Source organism: Acetobacter sp., from assembly GCF_047723915.1.
Lineage (GTDB): Bacteria > Pseudomonadota > Alphaproteobacteria > Acetobacterales > Acetobacteraceae > Acetobacter.
In genome coordinates this window covers 33,430-53,384 of sequence record NZ_JBDOBQ010000002.1, presented here as the reverse complement: position 1 = coordinate 53,384, position 19,955 = coordinate 33,430, and the positions used below count along the sequence as shown (strand labels likewise).

The 19,955-nt window shown below is 62.1% G+C and carries 17 protein-coding genes and 1 tRNA gene; 3 read left to right on the top strand and 15 right to left on the bottom strand.

Annotated features, from left to right (window positions below; translation table 11 throughout):
• Positions 1-31 precede the first annotated feature (31 nt).
• The 8 genes from motA to ABF990_RS02335 all read right to left on the bottom strand — a co-directional run bounded on the left by motA (position 32) and on the right by ABF990_RS02335 (position 10,015).
• Positions 32-913: a flagellar motor stator protein MotA gene (gene motA, locus ABF990_RS02370; protein ID WP_415500339.1), complete on the bottom strand. Its 882-nt coding sequence runs from the start codon at positions 911-913 to the stop codon at positions 32-34.
• Positions 914-1,061: 148 nt separating this feature from the next.
• Entirely contained in the window at positions 1,062-2,243 is a 1,182-nt protein-coding gene (locus ABF990_RS02365; protein WP_415500338.1) for a flagellar motor protein MotB, read from the bottom strand.
• Positions 2,244-2,261: 18 nt separating this feature from the next.
• Positions 2,262-3,026, bottom strand: coding sequence for a hypothetical protein (locus ABF990_RS02360; RefSeq protein ID WP_415500337.1), 765 nt, complete (start codon positions 3,024-3,026; stop codon positions 2,262-2,264).
• Positions 3,027-3,225: 199 nt separating this feature from the next.
• Positions 3,226-3,651, bottom strand: a complete 426-nt coding sequence (locus ABF990_RS02355; protein WP_415500336.1) for a flagellar FliJ family protein — start codon at positions 3,649-3,651, stop codon at positions 3,226-3,228.
• On the bottom strand, positions 3,651-5,018 hold the full coding sequence (fliI, locus tag ABF990_RS02350; RefSeq protein WP_415500354.1) for a flagellar protein export ATPase FliI: 1,368 nt from the start codon (positions 5,016-5,018) through the stop codon (positions 3,651-3,653). Before fliI ends, ABF990_RS02355 begins: the two co-directional genes overlap by 1 nt.
• A gap of 199 nt (positions 5,019-5,217) precedes the next feature.
• Entirely contained in the window at positions 5,218-6,006 is a 789-nt protein-coding gene (locus tag ABF990_RS02345) for a DUF1217 domain-containing protein (protein ID WP_415506462.1), read from the bottom strand.
• Between the two features lie 186 nt (positions 6,007-6,192).
• On the bottom strand, positions 6,193-7,368 hold the full coding sequence (locus ABF990_RS02340) for a low temperature requirement protein A (RefSeq protein ID WP_415500334.1): 1,176 nt from the start codon (positions 7,366-7,368) through the stop codon (positions 6,193-6,195).
• Between the two features lie 223 nt (positions 7,369-7,591).
• Positions 7,592-10,015, bottom strand: a complete 2,424-nt coding sequence (locus tag ABF990_RS02335; protein WP_415500333.1) for a TonB-dependent receptor — start codon at positions 10,013-10,015, stop codon at positions 7,592-7,594.
• A 191-nt stretch (positions 10,016-10,206) separates the two neighbouring features.
• On the opposite strand from ABF990_RS02335, the gene ABF990_RS02330 reads away from it, so the two are divergent.
• Positions 10,207-10,404: a hypothetical protein gene (locus tag ABF990_RS02330; RefSeq protein WP_415506461.1), complete on the top strand. Its 198-nt coding sequence runs from the start codon at positions 10,207-10,209 to the stop codon at positions 10,402-10,404.
• A gap of 371 nt (positions 10,405-10,775) precedes the next feature.
• Here ABF990_RS02330 and ABF990_RS02325 read toward each other — a convergent pair whose 3' ends face one another.
• From ABF990_RS02325 to ABF990_RS02315, 3 genes are read right to left on the bottom strand one after another with little or no spacing between them, the layout of a single operon-like run.
• Positions 10,776-11,561: a membrane integrity-associated transporter subunit PqiC gene (locus ABF990_RS02325; protein ID WP_415500332.1), complete on the bottom strand. Its 786-nt coding sequence runs from the start codon at positions 11,559-11,561 to the stop codon at positions 10,776-10,778.
• Positions 11,562-11,565: 4 nt separating this feature from the next.
• On the bottom strand, positions 11,566-13,284 hold the full coding sequence (locus tag ABF990_RS02320; protein WP_415500331.1) for an intermembrane transport protein PqiB: 1,719 nt from the start codon (positions 13,282-13,284) through the stop codon (positions 11,566-11,568).
• Complete coding sequence (locus ABF990_RS02315) at positions 13,281-14,891, bottom strand: paraquat-inducible protein A (protein WP_415506460.1); 1,611 nt, start codon at positions 14,889-14,891, stop codon at positions 13,281-13,283. The genes ABF990_RS02320 and ABF990_RS02315 overlap by 4 nt, the downstream gene beginning before the upstream one ends.
• 160 nt (positions 14,892-15,051) lie before the next feature.
• Here ABF990_RS02315 and ABF990_RS02310 point away from each other — a divergent pair.
• A tRNA-Thr gene (locus tag ABF990_RS02310) sits at positions 15,052-15,127 on the top strand.
• 146 nt (positions 15,128-15,273) lie between these two features.
• Positions 15,274-16,140 (top strand): ectoine synthase, encoded by an 867-nt coding sequence (locus tag ABF990_RS02305; RefSeq protein ID WP_415506459.1) that lies wholly within the window; start codon positions 15,274-15,276, stop codon positions 16,138-16,140.
• A gap of 110 nt (positions 16,141-16,250) precedes the next feature.
• On the opposite strand, the gene ABF990_RS02300 is transcribed toward ABF990_RS02305, so the two are convergent.
• From ABF990_RS02300 to ABF990_RS02285, 4 genes are all read right to left on the bottom strand, one after another.
• The gene (locus ABF990_RS02300) at positions 16,251-17,945 is read right to left on the bottom strand and encodes an ArnT family glycosyltransferase (RefSeq protein ID WP_415500328.1); all 1,695 of its coding nucleotides are present in this window, start codon (positions 17,943-17,945) and stop codon (positions 16,251-16,253) included.
• On the bottom strand, positions 17,939-18,691 hold the full coding sequence (locus tag ABF990_RS02295) for a glycosyltransferase (protein ID WP_415500353.1): 753 nt from the start codon (positions 18,689-18,691) through the stop codon (positions 17,939-17,941). Before ABF990_RS02295 ends, ABF990_RS02300 begins: the two co-directional genes overlap by 7 nt.
• 90 nt (positions 18,692-18,781) lie before the next feature.
• A complete protein-coding gene (locus ABF990_RS02290; protein ID WP_415500352.1) occupies positions 18,782-19,276 on the bottom strand; it encodes a F0F1 ATP synthase subunit B in 495 nt (164 codons plus the stop codon).
• A gap of 59 nt (positions 19,277-19,335) precedes the next feature.
• Positions 19,336-19,926 (bottom strand): hypothetical protein, encoded by a 591-nt coding sequence (locus tag ABF990_RS02285; RefSeq protein WP_415500351.1) that lies wholly within the window; start codon positions 19,924-19,926, stop codon positions 19,336-19,338.
• Positions 19,927-19,955: the final 29 nt, after the last annotated feature.

The window sequence follows — 19,955 nt, the reverse complement described above, 5'->3', positions numbered from 1 at the left end:
CACGGCCCCCTCCGGTTGGGCGGAAGCCTGCTCAGGCTGTCCCTGCCGCGTGGTTAGAGGACTCAGACAATGCGACGTCCAGTTCGGTAAATGACGGCATGAAGGCATGCGGTATATCCTTACGCCCGATTTCCGCGCTGATCTGGGGCGGGCTACCCTGAAGATGCGCCACAAACACGATTCTGATGATATCCTGATAACGCCCGTCCTGCATTATCACATCGCGCATCTTTGACGCCAGCGGTGCGACGACACCGTACGATAAGAGCACACCAAGGAATGTGCCCACAAGGGCCCCGGCAATCATTTCACCCAGGATGGCGGGAGGCTTGCTGATGGAGGCCATTGTCTTGATGACCCCCAGCACCGCGGCCACAATGCCCAGGGCGGGCAGAGCGTCGGCAATACTTTGCAGGCTGGCGGAAACACGCAGTCTTTCGTGCTGGTTTTTCTTCAGCTCCCGGCTCATGACCTCATCGAGCTGGTAGGCATCCTCGACATTCAGGCTGACCAGACGCAGATAGTCGCAGATCAGGTCGCGGGTGGGCGGGTCGTCCCTGAGTTTGGGCACCAGTGCGAAAATGGAGCTTTCGTTCGGGTTTTCCACATGCTCTTCAAGCGCCATGTTGCCCTTGGCCTGTGCCAGACGCGTAAACCTGAACAGGGTCACAAGCAGTTCGATATAGGCCGCCTTGTCATAGCGCGGGCCGCCAAGTGTCAGTTTGAGGTCGCCCACCAGCTGCTTGAGCGCATCCTTGGAGTTGGCCATGACGAAAATACCCGTCGCCGCCCCCAGAATTGTCAGCAACTCGAAGGGCATGGAAGCCAGAAGCGGCCCCAGAACACCCCCCGAGGCCACAAACGAGCCAAAAACGCAGAGCATCGCGAAAATAAGCCCGCCGAGGAAAAGCATTGAGCAGTCTCCACTTTCATAATTCATGTGCCGGGCAGCCAGGGCGACCTGCGGCTTTTTATGGTTTTCCGGGCGGAATGTCCGCCCTTAAATGATGCAGCGCCCGAAGTTCACGCATTTTTCCGGGCGCTACGGAAAGAACCGTTTATTACTGTGTATTCGTACCGGGTGGTGTCTGGACCTGAGACTGGGGCTGGGACACAGACGGGGCAGGGGCAGCCGCGACGGAAGGCTGCGCGGTATCGGCGGCCGGGTCGGCAAAACGCCTGTGCATCACCAGCACCACGCGCCTGTTCCCCGCCGCAGACGGGTCGGACGCAATGGCCAGGTCACGGTCGGACCGGCCTGACACGTCCAGTATCTTGGTGTCGGGGTAGCCGGCATGCACCAGCGCTTCACGCGCATGGTCGGCACGCAGGGCCGACAGAGTCCAGTTGGACATGCCCCATGCCTTGCCCGAGCGGTAGGATGCCGCATCGGTATACCCGATAATGGAGAGAGTTTCGGGCATGGGGGCCAGCCAGTTTGCGATTTCGGTCAGCATCTTGCGGCCACGGCTATTGGGCACGGCCGAACCGGAATCGAACATGGGCGCGTTATCCGCGTCACGCAGTTCAATCCGGATATCGTCCCGCCCGACCTTGACGGACACATTGGACGAGGCGCCGCGCAGATCGGGATTATTCTGGATCGCCCCTTCCAGGCCCTGGGTCATTTTATTGATCTGGGCCTGTTCGGTCTGGGGCTGGTCGCCCTGGAACGCACTGGCCTGGTCCGTGTCGGCCTGGTCCTGCGTCGCATCCGCCGGGGTGGCGCCGTCAGCACCGATATAGCCGAGATTTTTCGCGCTCCCGGTGCCCGAACCGCCGATAGGGACGATACTGGGCCGCACGGTGGCAATCTGCGCGCGGATGCCAGCGGTGATGTCATTGGACGCCGCCATACGCGCCAGTTCGCCCGCAACACCCTGTTCCGCCGCCTCGCCACTGCCCGAACCGGCACCCTGCCCCGTATCCGGGCTGGTGGATGTCTCCCCGTCCTTGATGCGCTTGACCGACGTACCACCCGTGAGCGGAGAAGGCTGGGCCTCAAGCATGGAATCCGTCGGCTGCGAGTGGGTTTCGCGTTCGGCCATGGGGTTGAAGAACTGCGCAATCCCCTTGCGCTGCTCGTCCGTCGTCGCGTTGAGCAGCCACATGACAAGGAAGAACGACATCATGGCCGTCATGAAGTCGGCATAGGCTATCTTCCACGCGCCACCATGATGGGCGTCTTCGTGGTCGTCGCCGCCATGCTTGATAATGGTGGGGTGGTTGTTGTTCTTTGCCATGGGGTGCTACCGCGCCTGTCAGGCGCCCTTACGGTGTGCCATGCCCAGACGGCTGGCCGGATTGCCACGGAAAGACGCACGCCCTGTATGCGTGAGCGAGATCGACGTATCGAGCCAGACTTCGCCGCCGATTTCGCGCCAGCGGCGGCAGAACGTGAAATCCTCGCTCAGATAGGTGCCGGTTTCGGGGTCTATGCTGGCGTCGAACAGCGCATGGAACTGCGTGCCATCCCCCTCGCCCGACGAATCAATGCGACGATAGGCGGTCTCGGGGTAGCTCTTGATCATCGTGGCAATCGCCTTGCGGCTGATCATCATGAAACCCGTTCCGACGTAATGCGTCTTGATAAGGGGGCCTTTTTCCCATGCCTCATGCATGGCCGCGGTTTCCCCCACATAACGCAGGGAGGCTTCGTCCTGGGATTCGCCGTGCAGCACGTTGTCATGCGTCGCCTTGTCCCAGAACCGGTCCTTGATCGGGTACATGCCGGCCACGACATCCTTGTCCGCAGCCAGCAGCCGGGCGGGGGCTTCAGCCGGGAAGCCGATATCGGCATCGATGAAGAGAATATGCGTGGCGTCGGAACGCGTGAAGAACTGATGCAGGAGTGTGTTACGGGCCCGGCTGATCATGGCATCGTCACCAAGCAGGGAAAGCGTCATGGGAATACGCAGCACGCTGGTGCAGGCAATAACGGATTCCATGTAATCCTGCGTCACCATTCCACCGTAACAAGGCGTTGCGATAAATACCTTCGGTGTCGGCTGCTCTGTCTGTTGCATTCGCTATCCTAATTGCTTGCGGCCATTGGCATGCCTGATCGCGCGGGTTCGATCGCTGTCTGACCTTCCTGAACAGCGATAGCGGGCGCCTGCCAGTTTCTCAAGGACGAAACAGGAGGAAATACGGCCCCTGGCACCCGGTTCAGCCCGATTCCGGCACGGCACGGCCCTGATATGGCTTTGTAGGGTCATGAAAAGACTATGTTAAGTTTATGCTTGTCCGGCGTGACAGGTCGTCTATCTCGTTCTGTTCGCGTCGGGTACGGATTTCGTTTTCTTCCTCCTGGCGTTTGTCCACAATGGCCTGCGCCGCCTTGAGCGCCGCATTGGCCTGCATCATGGCCACACGCGCCTGCTCGCTCGCCCGCCTGGCCGCATCCAGCCCGGTCTGGGCACGCTCCACCGCCTCCCGCCCGACGGGCAGCCAGTCTCCAAAGGCGGTCGCAAACGTGGCGTCCCCCATCGCGGCCTGGCGCTCGCTCTCTATGCGTGCGCGACTGGCCTGCACCAGATCGGCCGCGGCCTGCTCATCCGCCAGCATTCTGGCAAGCGTTGCGCGCGCCCGGTCGGCCTCGGTCCTGCGCAACCGGACAAGCGCATGCAGCGTACGGTTGCGTGGGTCCATTATGCAGGCTCAGGCTTTGAAAGGGCTGTGCGCAACGCCGCGAAACTGTCCGCAAGCGTCGCCTTTTCCCCCCGCCCCTGCTTGAGCACGTCCTCAATGGCCGGGGCAACGCGAATGGCCTTGTCCACCTTGGGGTCGCTGCCCTGACGGTACGCCCCCAGGCGCACCATGTCCTGCATTTCGTCCCAGGTGGACAGGTCGGCACGGGCTTCCTGCACCAGCGCGTTTTCGGCCGGGGCATTGCAGCCCGGCACGGTGCGGGACAGCGAGCGCAGAACGTTGATGGCCGGGTACCGCCCGGATTCGGCAATGCGGCGCTCCATGACCACGTGTCCGTCCAGAATACCACGCACGGCATCCGTCACGGGCTCGTTATGGTCATCACCTTCGACAAGGACGGAAAACATGGCCGTAATCTGGCCAGCCTTGCCATCGGCCACGTCAAGGCCGGGGCCCGCGCGTTCCAGAAGGCGCGGCAGTTCCGCAAACACGCTGGGCGGGTAACCCCGCGTGGCAGGCGGCTCCCCCGAAGACAGACCGATCTCGCGCAGGGCCTGGCAGAAACGGGTGACACTATCCATGAGCAGCAGCACCGACTTGCCCTGATCGCGGAAATATTCGGCCGCGGCCATGGCCGTATAGGCTGCCTCCCGGCGCATGAGGGGCGACGTATCGGAGGTTGCAACTACGACAACCGACCGCGCCAGACCCTCGGGCCCCAGATCGTCCTCGACGAATTCACGCACCTCACGCCCGCGTTCGCCCACCAGCGCAATAACCGCCACATCGCATGCCGTGTTGCGGGCCAGCATGCCCATAAGGGTGGATTTACCAACCCCGGACCCCGCGAACAGGCCCAGCCTCTGCCCTTCACGGCAGGTGGCGAACAGGTTCAGCGCCCTGACCCCGAGGTCGATCCGTGGACCAAGCCGCGCCCTTAACGCCGCATCGGGCGGGGAGGCATGCAGGCGCTGCGGCGTGCCACCCGGCAGCAGCGGCCCCTTGCCGTCCATCGGCCTGCCCATGGGGTCGAGCACGCGGCCGGTCCATGACGCGTTGATGCTGAGTGTCCCCCCCGCGCGCAGCCGCCGCTGCTCCGGGGCGAAAAGCTCGAATGTCGCCTTGCAGCCGGAGCCAATCCCTTCCAGAGACCCATATGGCATGGCAATGGCCATATCCGCGCGGAAGGCCACGATTTCGGCAATGGTTTCGCGCCCGTCCAGCCCGAAAATGCTGACACGATCCCCCACCCCGGTAAAATCGCACAACCCGCTGAGCGAGACGGTCAGCCCTGAAAGCCCGACCACGCGCCCCTCGAGCACGCCGATCGGCACGTCATAACCCGGGCGGGCCACGGCGTCCCTCATCGCGCCGAGCAGATCTGGCAGACCGCCCCCCGGACCGCAGGACGGGGGTGAAAGATCGGCGTTCACCTGATCAATATTCACGGACAGAGCGTTCACTGGGGCAGAGTCCGCCACCGTGGCGTTCACCAAAATGGCGCTCACTGGCGCAGGCCGAAGCGATCATGCTGGGGAAGCCGGGCATCGGCAACGCGCCCGGCCCTTAGAACAGACCGGAATACGGGCTGCTGAACGACGAGGAACTGCTGCTGCTTCCGAAAAGCTGAAGAATGGAGCTGTCGTCGGAACTACCGCCGAACAGGTCCATCATGGTTGCGGCCTTGTCGGGCGTCTGCGGGTTGATCTGGAGCATGGCCAGATACCGTTCGGCGTATTTCTGGATCTGGTCCGGCGTGGAAATTTTCGACAGATCGACCTTGCTTTTCATAATCCGGACCTGCTGATCGTAGTCCAGCGCGCCGAACTGGTCCGGGTCATAGCCCAGCGTGGTTTCGACGACCTTGAGCAGGACCGGGTCGGACATGAGCCCGGCAAGGGAGGTTACGCTGCCCATCTTGCGGGTAAAATAAAGTGCGTTGCCCACACCGGTATCGGTGTTGGAGGTGTTGTTCTCGTACTGGCTTTCCTCGAACTGCGAGGTAATGGAACTGATGAGATCCGAGGTGAACGGCGTCGCGGAGGCAGAGCCACCATTCGCCCCCCAGGTACTGAACGCATCCGCAAAGGCAAGCCACGTGGCGTTGCCAGACGATTTCGCCAGCGATTTGGAGGATGTGGGGTCCTGCGTCAGCAGATCCTTGATCAGAGCGGTCTCGCCCGAAATGGAGCTGAGCCCGTAAGCCCCCAGCACCACCTGCAACGCGGAATAGTTCTTCAGCAGGCCATCGGCCGAGGTAATGGACGGCGCAGCGGTCTCGAACGCCGCCACTTCGCGCTTGGTGGTCGCGTCAGTGGTGGCGTAGGTGGTCGCCGCGGCACTCTCGTCTTTCACAGCGGTGAGGTACTGGGACACCGGTGAGACAGTCTGGATACCCATCAACCCAACCCTTCATTCCCGGTCTCGTGCCGAGATACAGACAAACCTACTCAACCCACCATATCGCTTTTCGCGTTCCATAGCCACACCTGACTTGCCCCACCAGGGCAGGCACCCCAAAACGCCACGCGCCCGTGGGGCTCAGAGCGTTCCGGGCCTGCCCCGCCAGCTTGCGCACAGCAGGACCGCCGTTCCCAGCCAGCCAAGTGCGAGCATGGGCAGAGACTGCCCGACACATGCCAGCACGGCCAGCGCCGCCGCACCCGCCACCTGGGCACCTGCAATGCGGCGCGTCGCCACCCAGCGATAAAGGACCGTGGCCAGCAGGTAGAGCATGGGCCCCACCATCATGACCAGCCCGCGCGCCCCTTCGGCTGAGTCCCAGGGGTTTTCGAGCAGGAGGTCCATCCCCACCGCCACGACAATGATCCCGCCGATCAGCACGGCGTGGAGATAATGAAAATACGCCCCCATGCGTCCGGGATCGGATGAGCGGGCAATGGCGTGTTCGGCCTCTTCGCTCGATGTGCCGAAATACAGCCACCACATGGCAATGGTGCAGGCAAAGCTTGCGCCAAACCCCGCCAGTTCGGCACCGGACCAGCGTTCGGCCTCCGCCATGGACAGGCCGGACGCCATAATGGTTTCGCCAAGGGCCACAATGACGAACAACTGGCACCGTTCCACCAGATGGCCGCCTGATATGGTCCAGTCCGCGGTCTGCGACCGGCCCAGCCCCGGCAGCCAGAACCCGAACATGGGCGAAATGTATTCGCAAAGAACGGCAAGGCTCCAGAACACCAGCCGCGCCTGCGGGTCGGCCAGTCCTCCGCCAACCCAGAAACAGGCCGCGATCACCCCCCAGCCCAGAATACGCCTGTAGTTGGGGGCCAGCGGGTGGGTACGGGGCAGACGCCAGACGATAAAGGCCGAACGCCCCACCTGCATGGCCGCAAAGCACAGCGCAAAAACCAGACCGCGCGACCCGAAGGCGTCCGGGGCGGCAGCACCGCACAGCAGCGCCAGCGCCATGGTTGCGAACAGCACCCCGCGCAGGGCGGGATGCGCCGGGTCGAACCAGTTTGTCACCCAGCCTGTATACTGCCATCCCAGCCACGCCGCGAACCAGAGGATCAGGGTCTGGAACGCGCCAAGCCAGCCAAGATGGTGCAAAAGCCCGTGGCTGATCTGCGTGACAAGAAAAACATAAACCAGATCGAAAAACAGTTCTTCGTTCGTGACACGCGCGGATACAGGCCCCACGCTCCGCACGAAGGGGTGCGACACGGCCCCCGGCCGGGAAATCGGTTGGTTCATGGACACTCCACAGTTCCGTCCGGCAGCATGCCCGCAGCCGCCCGAAAACCGTGTTACGGGCAAATACGGCGCAGGAGAAGCCTTACCCGCGCCCCTGCCCCGTTAAAACATCCGGGACAACGGCGCGTTTCCGGCAGCGTGCAATGCCACGGCGTATCCCGGGCATTGTACGCACCCAGGCGCGGGAAGGGCAGCCCCTCCCGCGCCTGGACTGCACGACCTGCTAGAACTCCGTGCTGATCGTGCCGAAATAGGTGCGTGGCGAGCCGGCCAGTGCGGACTGGTAATCCCCCGAAAGGGGAAAACCGTTTTCCCCGATCTGGGAAATGTAGGAAATATTGGTCAGGTTATAGATATTGAGATCGAACTTGAGATTGCGCAGCGGGCCCACCTTGCCGAACTTGTAGCTCGCCCCCATGGAGGTCATCCAGTATCCGGGCACCGACATGTCATTGATATAGCTGAAATAGCGTTTGGACATGTAATTGGTATCCAGGTAAATGGTCGCTGCGCGATAGGCGTAGGTAATATTGGCCTTGTACATCAGTTGCGGATACGCGATCACCTTTTTCCCTGCGAGGTTGTAGGTTACACCCTGATCCTGGATATTATCGCCATAAGTGGAATGATTGTAGCTGATGCTGTTGGTGATCGACAGGTTCCTGATCGGCCGCACCGTGAACGCCGCATCCACACCATACATGCTGACACTGCCCACGTTCACGACGGTGGAGACCGGCTGCGTAATGGTGCCCGCCGTCAGGTTCTGCAGACGGTTTGAAAAATCCGCGTGGTAAAGGTTGAGAGAACCGGTGATGAGGTTGGAATTATAGCGGTATCCCACATCGTACACCCAGGCGGTTTCGGGCCGGAGCGTGTTCTTGAGGCTGTTGAACGTCTCCTGGTTGGCAATGCCGCCAAAGGCAGAACCAAGCTGGTAGCCACCGTAACTGTAAGCCCGCATGTTGCGTGCAATATCGAAATACACTTCATGGCCGGGCAGGAAATGCCACACTGCATTGAAATGCGGCAGGAACGCCTTGGCACTGGTCAGGCTGCCATTGGCCAGTTGGGACTGGCCGTTATAATCGGCATCGTTCGCGGTGGCACCGCCCACGGTCGTGACCAGCATGGATTTGAACCCGGCCTTGAGCGTCAGCGTCGAAAGCGGGCGATAGGTGTCCTCCAGGTGGAACTGGAAGGTATTGGTATTGAAACTCTCGCCCCAGTTATGCTGGAACGGCGTGCCGAAATTATGCAGCACGCCACTGACGGGCGTTCCCTCGCCGGGAAAGGGCTGGGCGTACATATACTGGTCGATATGATAGCGGTTGTTTTCATACCATACGCCGGTATCGATGGTATTTTTGGCAATCTGGTAGCGGATGGCGGAGGTGAAACCGAATTTCTGGTTCCCGCCGAAATTCACCTGCTCTGACAGAAGCGACCCGCTGGGGGATGGCACATAAGGTGTTGTCCATGTGCCCCAATGGTTTTCGGCCTGCCCGTAAAAAACGGAATTCCATTCCAGGTGCCGGTTCAGGACCAGATGCGCGTTCAGCCCGCCCAGATAATCGACCGCATGGGTCACCCCGTCGAAATAGGACGCATCCAGCGCATCCGAACCGGGCAGTGCATTGTATTGCGCCAGAGCGCCGCTGAAAATGCCCTCCGCCGCCTGATAGGCCGCATTATAGTTGGGGTAGTAATAATCGTTTCGGTGCCCCAGACGTTTGAGCATGTCTATCGTCTGGTCGGCGTAGTTGAACTGGGTCGCGTCATTCCAGTTGAAGAACGCCTTTATGCTGCTTTCCTGCCCGATGGGCTGGACGATCTTGGCATTCATCTGCTGGTCGAACTGCTCGCCCGACCCTTTCCACTTGTTCCCGTCCGACCGTGCATAGGACACCATGAACTTCGTGCCCGAGGCGTTCAGCCTGCCGCTGTCCACCCGCGCATACGTGCGAAAGGCGTTGTAGCTCCCGAACATCTGCGAGACCTTTCCGCCGTAATGATCATGCGGATCGGCCGAGGTGATCTGGATGGACCCGCCCAGATTGGTGGTGGAGGGGACCTCCACATCACCACCCCCGTCCGAGACATCCATACGTTCGATATTATCAGACAGAATGGAAAAATTGATGCTCTGTCCATTATAAGTATAATAATCCTGTGCGCCCAGCGGCACGCCATCGAGCGTGACACCAAGCTGGCTCTGCTGGAAACCGCGCATATACAGGCTGGACCCCCAAGTATCCACGCCCAGCGGGTCGTTCGCCACGAAATTGATGCCGGGCTTGCGCGACAGCATCATCATCGGGCTGCTGCCCTGCACGAACCTGTCCATTTCCACACGAGTCATGGTTTCCGTCGCACCTGCGCCAGTGCGGCGCATGGAGGATACCATCAGTTCCTCCCGCGTGTGCGAATGAAGATCGGCATGAGTATGGCCGGCTTTGCCCGCAGGCGCGCCCGCACTGGCCACAGCAACACCGGACGGCCGGGTTTTGGGGCTGACAGCCTTTCGGGCTTTGGCTCCACCGGTCCGGGCATTACCCGTCGCAGCCTGGGCCGGAAAAAACAGATCCGATACGATAACACTACAAGAGGTCAATAAAAGGAACGATAGCAAGTGTGTAGACTTCATGACGACACCACCCCTGGTTGGCCCGCTTAGCCGTCTCGTTCAATCCGTGGGTGCGGCAAGCTGCGCGCACCGGTCGCTATAAAAATTGGTACATAGTATTCGTGAGTTTTCATTCGGCTGAGCGCTATTCGGCACAGGCATGATCACCATTCCATATCCGAAATGCCAGTTTATTTCGGACTCGAAACTGTATGGAACTGACACATCTCAGGGAATATGGGAAAGTCGCGGAAAATAGCGGATATCCGGCAGCAGCACTCTGCCACGTCACGTCGGGTCACGAGACCGGCTGCCCCACGGGGCTGATACCGGCACCCAAAGACCAACCCGACATGGAAAAAATATATTGTGCTGTTTTTCAGCCCGCAATTCATGACAATAAATATTGATTGTAAAATTATTATGTCACCCCGACTGAAGATGAATTTCCACACCTTCCAGACCTGTTTTTGCGGAGCGACAACATTATTTTCCAACCCCTATATTAGTCATCACCACAACAGGTCACATCAATACGATATACGGGGCATGCCATGAGTTTTATAAAATAACACGATCCAGCGCCGGGGGCCGCAGCACACAGTTACCGCCGTCTGAACACCATGACCCCGGCCGACATGGCAGCATGCAGGCAGCCAGTCAGCGCGTGCGGGCCGACCTTGCGGGCACGCACGGCATGTAAGACCGCCGAGCCGGGCTCACGCTCCGCAGTCCTGAAAATCGGCGCCTGTCGATGCGCCGATTTTTGCGGCTATTGCCCTTATCGCGACCGGGCCTTGCCATCCGGTGCTGTTTGCGCATGAAGCTGCGACGGAAGGGCATGGGGCAGCGTGTTCAGCCGCTGGGCGGCAAGATCCGCAACCTGCCCGACAAGCTGGCTGAGGGCCTGCACCATGCCCTCCGTGCTGCTCACCGCCGGGCCCCGGAGCGTCACACGCTGGATAAAGGGCTGCGTCCCGGTTGTGCCACCGCCCGGCGATCCGGCAGGCACGCCCGCTGCGGCGGACTGGACGGACAGCACGGCGTCCAGTTCCACCAGACCGGACGGACCGCTGGAAAAGCGGCTGAGCGAGAGTTCCACATAAGCCTGCGGCTCTGCGGTGACAGCATCGTTCTCGACAAAAACATTGCTATGGGGCAGCCGCTGCGCAAGGTCACCCGCCAGCACGCGACTGACCTGCCCGGCCAGAGAATCCGCCCATGCGTCACCGGCCGAGACAGTGAGCCTGTACCCGCTATCGGCCGTCACAACCCTGTCACGGTCCAGCCCCGACGCAACCGAAGGCTGGCGTACTTCTATATAAGAGGGCGCGCCCTCTGTTCCTGCCGGAGAGGTCACAACCGCCCCCGGCACGACCGAAAGCGTATACAGCGTCGGCCCGCCTCCCGCACATCCGGCCAGGGCGAAAGCCATGGTGCCCCACAGGCCCACCCTCAGGCTCGCCCCCAGCACCCCGCGGCGCGAAAAACCGGGCAGGGCAGCAGGAATGCGCGCAACAGAAGACGAAAAACGGGCCAGCCTCTGCCCTGTGTGGTGACGTGTCATATGCCTATCGTCCTGCTAGCAGCGCGGAGGGATGGTTGGTCAGGAAATCGGACAGGAAACGCAGCGAGCGCGCCGTCTGCCCCAGTTGCAGGACCATGGACTGCAAATTGCGGTGGAAATCGCTGTTGCCGCCATAACTGGCCAACAGGCGGTTGGCGTTCTGCAACGCCTGGTCGAGTTGGTCGGCCATCTGCGGCAGGCGCTGCATCAGCGGAGCCACACCTTCGCGCAGATCGTGCGAGAGCGCCTGGAAATTCTGCAACGACTGCCGCAGGCTGGCCAGTGACTGTTTGACATCCGGCCCGTTCAGCGTCGCATCGGCATGGGCCAGCAGGCTGTTGGCGTTCGCCCCGATCTGTTCGAACGGCATGGCGGACAGGCGCGCGGTCATGGTCGACAGCGAATCCATGATCCCGCTCATACCCCCGGCCTGCCCGGGAATAACCAGGGTACGGCCTTCCATGCTGGTGGTGGCGTTGTCCGGGTTCTTGACGAAGTTGAGCGCGATCATGCCCTCTCCGGTCAGGAAACTGGCACTGTCGGTGGACGCCCGCAGGCCGTTGGCGACAAGCGTGCGGAACATCCCCACCAGATCGCCATGCTGGAGTTCACGCGCCGACAGAACACGTTCGGGCTGGATTTCCATACCCACGCGCACACGCGGATGACCGGGGGAGGATGTCAGGTCCAGTTTCACACTGGTGACATTGCCGACCTGGATACCGAACATGTCCACCTGCGCGCCGGGGGCCAACCCCTTGACGGAGGATGTCAGATACGTGGCCAGCGGCATGCGCTCGTGATAACCGGCGTTGTCGGCGTCTTCCTTGCTGTCATAGAGCTTGAACACCGTATCTGGCCGGGTCTGCTCCTGGCTGGCTGGCGCCGTATCGTCCTCGGGCGGCAGGCCAAAAGCCACCCCGCCCGAAAACAGCGCCTGAATGGACTGCAACTGCACCTTGAGCCCACCTGCGCCAAACCCGACCTTGACGCCGGACACATTCCAGAAGCGTGATGCGGCGGTCAGGTAATGGTCGTAGGGCTCCTGCACAAAAATCTGGATCAGCACCGGCCCACGCCCACCCGGCGGCATGGTATAGCCCAGCACCTCGCCCACCGCCACGTCACGGAAGAACACCGGGGCCCCCTGCCCGATCGAGCCCAGCGTATCGGACACAAGCATGTAGGTCTGGCCCGGCTGATCGGACCGCACGCCCGGTGGCGCTTCCAGCCCGGTAAAGGTTGACACATGGTGGCCGGCGGGGCGGCCCGTCGTATCCAGCCCGGGGTCGAACGCGATATACGCCCCCGACATCAGCGTTTCCAGACCGGTTACGCTGGCGCCGTTGATGCGTGGCCGCACGACCCAGAACCGGGCCTTGTCGGTCAGCATGTCGCCCGTGCCCTTGTTCATGCGAATGCGCACGCGCACATGCCGCAGGTCATCGGTCAGGGAAATACCCTCGACCGTGCCCAGCACCACGGCCTTGTTCTTGACCTGTGTCTGCCCGCTGGTAATGCCGTCAGCCGTATCGAACACGACAGTAATGTCGGGCCCGTTATCCATGAAACTGCGCCAGACCAGAAACCCCGCGATCAGCACGGAAATAATGGGAATGACCCATATGATCGAAAAACGGATACGCCGCACCAGCGCGTCCTGATTATCGCCCCCACCCCCGGTTGCCCCGGAGGAGGACTGGTCATGCCTGTCTGCGTTCACGCCCTGTTCGGCTCCATGTTGAAATCCTTGTCCGGCGGTGTGCCGCCCGCCCTGCCATCAGGATGGACGACCCACACCATGCCCGCACGGTGCATGTCAGCCCCCATGCCGCCCACCCCGCCTCTAGAAAAGCCTGTGGGAAAGCCTGAGGGGGAACCTGTGGGAGCCCCCGAGGGAGCCCCCGAGGGAGCCCATTTGAGACCCCCCTTGGGGGACGGTTCATCGGCCTCCGGCCCGTTGGCGCCGGCCGCGTCCCACATCGTTCGGGGGTCGAAGACATGGGCTGCGAAAATGGTCAGCACCACCACCGCCGCAAAACAGACCATACCGCCGTTGGCCGTAATATTGGCCATGCTGTTGAAACGGACCATGGCCACCAGAATGGAGACCATGAACACATCGATCATCGACCAGCGGCCAATGACGTCGATAACCCTGTACAGCCGGGAACGGAACGCCAGATGCGCATGCGAATGCCGCCGCGTGCCTACCAGCAGGGTGAACAGCCCGACGATCTTGAGCACCGGCACCGTGACGGAAGCAAACAGCACCAGCAGGGAAAGCGGGATCATGCCGTCTTTCCAGAGTTCGATCGCCCCGGCGATAATGGTGTGCCCCGTGCCCCCGCCCAACTGCACCACCGTCATAACCGGGTAGATATTGGCTGGCAGGTAGAACACCACCGCCGAGACCAGCAGGGCGAGTGTGCGCGCACTGCTGTCGACCTTGCGCCTGCGCACGGTATGGCCGCAGCGCGGGCAGTACCCCACGGCTTTGGTGGCCGACACCGCCGCATCGAACGCCAGCACCACCCCGCAGGACAGGCAGGACGCCATATGCGAGGACGGCGGCAGCGGCGTTGTGCGGTCCACCGTTTCGCACACCAGCCGCACTCGGCTGTCGTCCATGCGCCGCAGGGAAAGGTCTGTGCGGCGTTTCTGCCAGATCAGTTCGGTATCCAGCGTGGCATCAGTCGCGGCCATGGTCACCATCAGCCCCGCCACAAGGAACACCGCCGCCCCGACATGGACATAGGCCAGATCCACCAGCTTGGTGTAGGCCACGAACACACCCAGAATATACACTTCCACCATGGACCACGGCCGCAGCCGTTCGTACCATTTGAGCAGATGCGGCACCCAGAACGGCAGGGTAGGCTGCAAGGCCCCGGTCAGGATCAGGAGCATCATGCCCACCACCAGCCCCGGCACCAGAATAGTGACGACAGCCACCAGCACCGCCACCTCCCCCCAGCCTTCATGCAGGAGTTCAAGTGGGCCGGTCAGGATATCGACCGTGCGTTCGCGCCCGTAAAGGTCGAGCATCATCAGCGTGGAGGCCAGCATGGCCAGGTACAGTGCCGCGGAGCTGATACAGAACGCCAGCGGCGTGGCAATGGGGGATGTCCGGTTGCGGCGGTCCAGCAGTTCGTTGCAGCGGCGGCAGCGGGCCTGCGTTCCCGGCGCCAGTTCGGGCAGGAGCTGCATATGCCCGCAGCAGCGGCATTCCGTCACGCCCCGCAGGAGACGGACATGCCGTTCTTCCTCGACGGGAACATCCTGACCGGGGGCCAGTGCTTCCCTCAACAGGGTCACGACGTGCTGCATCTTCATCCCCTCCGACCCTAAAGCCTAATTCCTCTCCTGTAACGGTAAAAAATCCGCAAACCCGCCCCGCCCGTACGCGGGGGACAGGCGCTTTTTTTGTCAGATTTGCGGTTGCGTGGGGGGTACGATCATGATAGTCACCGCGCTAGAAACACTCCTAGCCCGCTTAGCTCAGCTGGTAGAGCACATCATTCGTAATGATGGGGCCGATGGTTCGAATCCGTCAGCGGGCACCATGTTTCCCCCTTTTCCCGACAGCGTTGCTCGCGGCCATGCCGCACCCCGTCCTGCAAGGCGGTGGCTGCCCTTGATGCCAGCGGGCATTTTGTTCCATGATGGCAACAGGTTTTTCATTCATACCGAAGGCTGACATGGCATGATCGTGCGCGACATTTCTGAACTGCGGAACACGGAGCGCTTTGCCTCCGGCCCCGGCTGGGAGAGCACGCGACTGCTGCTGGCCTGTGACCGCATGGGATTTTCCCTGCACGAAACGCTTGTGGAACCGGGCAAGGATCTTCACCTCGAATACCGCCACCACCTTGAAGCCAATTACTGCCTCGCCGGCGAAGGCGAGGTCGTCAACTGCGCCACGGGAGACGTCCACCCCATCTACCCCGGCGTGCTGTACGCGCTCGACAGGAACGATGCCCATATCCTGCGGGCCACCACGGACACCCTGCGGCTGATCTGCGTGTTCAACCCGGCGGTAAACGGCACCGAACGCCATGTGGATGGCGGCTACGAACCCACCCCGCCCGAAGAACCCGTGACAAAAGCGGAGGTGCCGATCATTGAACAGCGCCGGATCGAAGCGGGCATTCTCAAACAGGTCTATGACACGCTGGCCGCCAGCCATGGCGAGGCCGTGGCCACCCAGACCCTGCGCGACACGGTTATCCGCTCGGCCGAGCAGCAGGGCGAGACCATGCGCGCCCGCTTCGACCATATGCCCGACCTTGTGGACCTGAAGAACGTGCTCGCCCTCTGGACCGCCGAAGACGCGCTCAGGCTGGATGTGCTGGAAGCCACCCCGACCGAACTCTCCTTCAATGTCATGCGCTGCCGGTACGCCGAACTGTACCGGGACATGGGGCTGGGCGCGCTGGGGGGCATTCTGTCGTGCAACCGTGACGGCACGTTCTGCAAGGGGTTCAACCCGGCGATCACATTCGAACGCACCCAGACCATCATGGAAGGGGCGAGCCACTGCGATTTCCGCTTCACGCTGGAAAAAAATCAGGCCTGAAAACCGACCGCGTACCTGTTACCCTGAACGGCACCGGTCCGGCCAACAGGTCCGGGGGCAGAGGGTGGGGTATTCCGGCTCTTTGGCATATCAGCCATCCGGGGCACCTGTCAGGGTGACTCGGGGGTGCCCGGTTCAAGCCTGTACAGGCTGATGTCCAGCACATGCCCGTTGGAATAGTTCAGCCCCCGCACAACGTCACGATGCGTGACACGCCTGCTGTCCGGACCAAGGGCCGCCAGAAAAGCCGCACTGTCGCGCGTATCCACCAGTGCTACGGTGCAGGCTGGCTGCGCGCGCATGGCCCGGGCGGCCTGCGCGGGGCCGTCCAGCGTCACATTGCCGCCCAATAGAAACACCAGACTGGGCTCGGAGAACGACACCGAAAAGACCTGTGTTTGCGGGCAGGGTTTTTCAGCCTGCACCAGCGCTGCCAGGCGCGGAGCCAGCCAGATGCTGTGCAGTTCAGGCACCACCACGGTAAACAGGCCGATATAAAGCAGAACTGCCGCCGCAACACTGCTGAGTGCCGCAAAACGCAACGTACCCCGCCAGATCTGGAGCATGGACAGCCCGACCAGCGGCAACACCCCTGCCGACAGAACCATGGCCGGCAAAGACACGCGGTGCTCGAGCTTCCACAGCAGCAGCGGCCCTGCCGCAGCCAGCGCACAGCCCACAAAACACCACACGACCCCGTATATGCCCATCAGCACACGGCCCCATAACGCGCGTGGACCGCCCTGCCAGACCGCCCCCCCCTGGGCGAGCAGTCCCGCCGTCAAAATGGCAATGGCCGGGTAAGTCGGCAGTACATAATGCGGCAGCTTGGTCGCTATGGCCTCGAACACCAGCCAGTGTGGCACAATCCAGCATAGCAGGTAGCGCACCGCCACGTTCGTACGTTCACGCCACGCCTGGGGTAGCACGCTGGCCACGAAGTAAGAGCCCGGCCAGAACGCCAGCACGAACACCAGCACATGGTAGCCCGGCGGCAATCCATGGGCCTGCTGCCCGGAGGCCACCTTGCCCAGAAAATTCACCCCGACCGCGCGACGGAAAAAATCCCCGTGGCTAACCACGCCTATGGCAATGCACCACGGCAGCAGAAGCGCCAGCGACACAAGCCACCCCCAGCCCGGACGCAGCCTGCGCCACAGGGTGGTATTGCGCTCCACCAGGGCCATGGCCAGCGGCGTGCCAAGTGCCGGAATCAGAATGACCGGCCCCTTGAGCATGAGCCCGCAGCCGATCGCCGCCCAGTAGAGCAGCGCAGTGCCTACAGGCGTAGACCTGCCGGCCTGCCGGTCCCCCACAGCGCGCATCAGGGCGAACTGCGCAAGCAGAACCGTCAGCAACAGGCAGGAATCGATTGTGGCCATACGGCTTTCCGCCGTCACCAGCACGCTGACCGCCAGCAGAACCCCTGCCCCAAGCCCTGCCTGCGGGCTGAACAGCATGCCCCCGATCAGGGCCGTCAGCACGACTGATGCCGTCATGGCCAGCAATGACGGAACGCGGTACGGCCAGACGGCGCGCGCCTGCTGCGTGCCGGTCAACGCACTGGCGACCACGACACTGGCCGATTCGAGCCAGTAAATTCCGGCAGGCTGCAAATAGCGGGGCTTGTCCTGAAAACGCACGTCTATGAAATCATGCGTTTGCAACATCTGGGCCGACGCCTGCATATAACGCGGCTCATCCCGATCGAACGGAGGAATGGAAGCACGGCCGGGCAGGAACAGCACAAAAGCCGCAAGCCCGAGCAGAATCAGCGCGCGAAACCCCTTGCCGACTGTCAGCATTCACGAACCGAGCGTGGCAGGCGGGTACGGTTCCGCAACCACATGACCCCGAGCAGGTCGCGCACGCCCACTATGGCCCGGCCAAGGTTGGTGTATTTCGACTGGCCATGCAGGCGCGGCCGATGCGAAACCGGGGAACAGACCAGCGGCACGCCATAGGCCCCCAAAAGGGCGGGCAGAAAGCGATGCAGCCCCTCGAATTGTGGCAGGCGCAGAAAATCGACCCGGCGGAACAGCTTGATCGGCGCGCCCGTATCGGGGCAGTGATCGTGCAGCAGGCGCTGGCGCAACCCGTTGGCAAAACGGGTCGCCACCCGGCGCGACCATCCGTCCCGCCTGCGGGTGCGCACCCCCACCACCAGCGGCGGCGTGCCCTTTGTCCCACGGGCAAGAGCCAGCAGCGCTACCAGTTCACGGGGGTCGTCCTGCCCGTCTCCGTCGATGGTCGCAATCCATTCCCCGCGTGCGGCGGTAATGCCCGTGCGCAAGGCGGCGGATTTGCCGCAGCGGCGATCATGGGAAAGCACACGCAGGCCGGGCAGGCAATCCTGACGGAGTTGGCCCAGCACGGCAACGCTGCCATCCCGGCTGCCATCGTCGACAAAAATGATTTCTGTAAGAGGCAAAGCCGCACGCATTTCGGCCAGTTCGCGGCAGACCTGCGGCAGGTTGTCCTGCTCGTCCAGCACCGCGATCACGATACTGAGCACGGGCTGTTCCGTCGCCTGCTGCAAGGCCTGCGGCAGGACAGGCGACAGAGAAGGCGATGCCTGATCCGTCACGGCGTGGGTGCTACCATGGTCGATAGCCAAGGGGAAAAGACCGGCAAGGGCCGGTCAGGCAACCTGGCGGGCCATGGCGGCAGGCATGGCCGCCAGCGCCTGGTCGATCAGGGCGGAAGCCCCCTTGTCGTCCAGGGTCTGGGGAATAATGCCATGGGCCGCTTCCACCGCCGCGTCGATCGCAAGCTGACGCACTTCCTTGACGGCAGCGCGTTCGACTGCGGCAATACGGTCACGCGCCATCTGTTCATGACGGGCAACCGCGGCTTCGGCTTCGGCGCGCGCCTTCAGCGCCATATCCTGCGCCTGCTGGCGGGACTGTTCGACCAGGCTGCGTGCTTCGGCAAAAGCCTGTTCGCGCTCACGGGTGGCGTCCTCGAGCATCTGCTCGGCTTCGCGCCGCAGACGGGCCGCCTCGTCCAGCTCTTTGCGGATCAGTTCCGCGCGGTTGTCCAGAATGGCTGCAATCGGGGTCCAGAGTTTTTTGCCCGCAAGGACAAAGAACAGGACAAACGAAACAGCAACCCAGAAACCCGCTTCATGAAAAATGCCGGACATGACGAATATTCCCCCGGAGGCGGTCAAATGCGGTGGTCAGATGGGTCGAATCAGATGGTGTGAGGCGCGCAGGCGGTCTCAACCCTCTGTGCAACAAGCTGTGCATCCGGGACAACACCCGTCAGGCGCTGTACGAGAGCCTGGGTGGTTTCCGCCGCGATGTCTTTGAGCGCGCCAAGGGCACGGGCCTTTTCGTCGGCCACGCGTTTCTCGGCATCGGCAATCTCGGTATCGAGCCGGGCGTTGATTGCCGCAAGCTGCTGTTCAGCCGTACGGTGTTCTTCTTCCAGCACGGTTTTCAGATGCGCCTGCGCTTCGGCCATTGCATCCTTGCGGGCCTGCTGCAGCTCGGCCACGGCCTTGTCGGCGTCGTGCTTGGCTGAGCGGGCTATTTCCAGATCGCCGGAAATGCGCTGGCCACGGTCCTGCAACACGCGGGCAACGCCCGGCAGCATGACCTTGCTCAGCACAAGGTAGAACACCAGAAAGATAATTGCGCCCCAGAAAACCTGGCCGGTTACCAAGGGGTTGGCAAAATCAAGCTGAGGCATTCCCGTGGCGTACGCACCCGGCGCTGAAACGGCCAGCAGGGAAACGCCGCAAACCGTCAGCAGCAGCCCGGTACGCACTGTCCTAGTCATGACACCCACGGAAATGTCTCCTCTTAAAT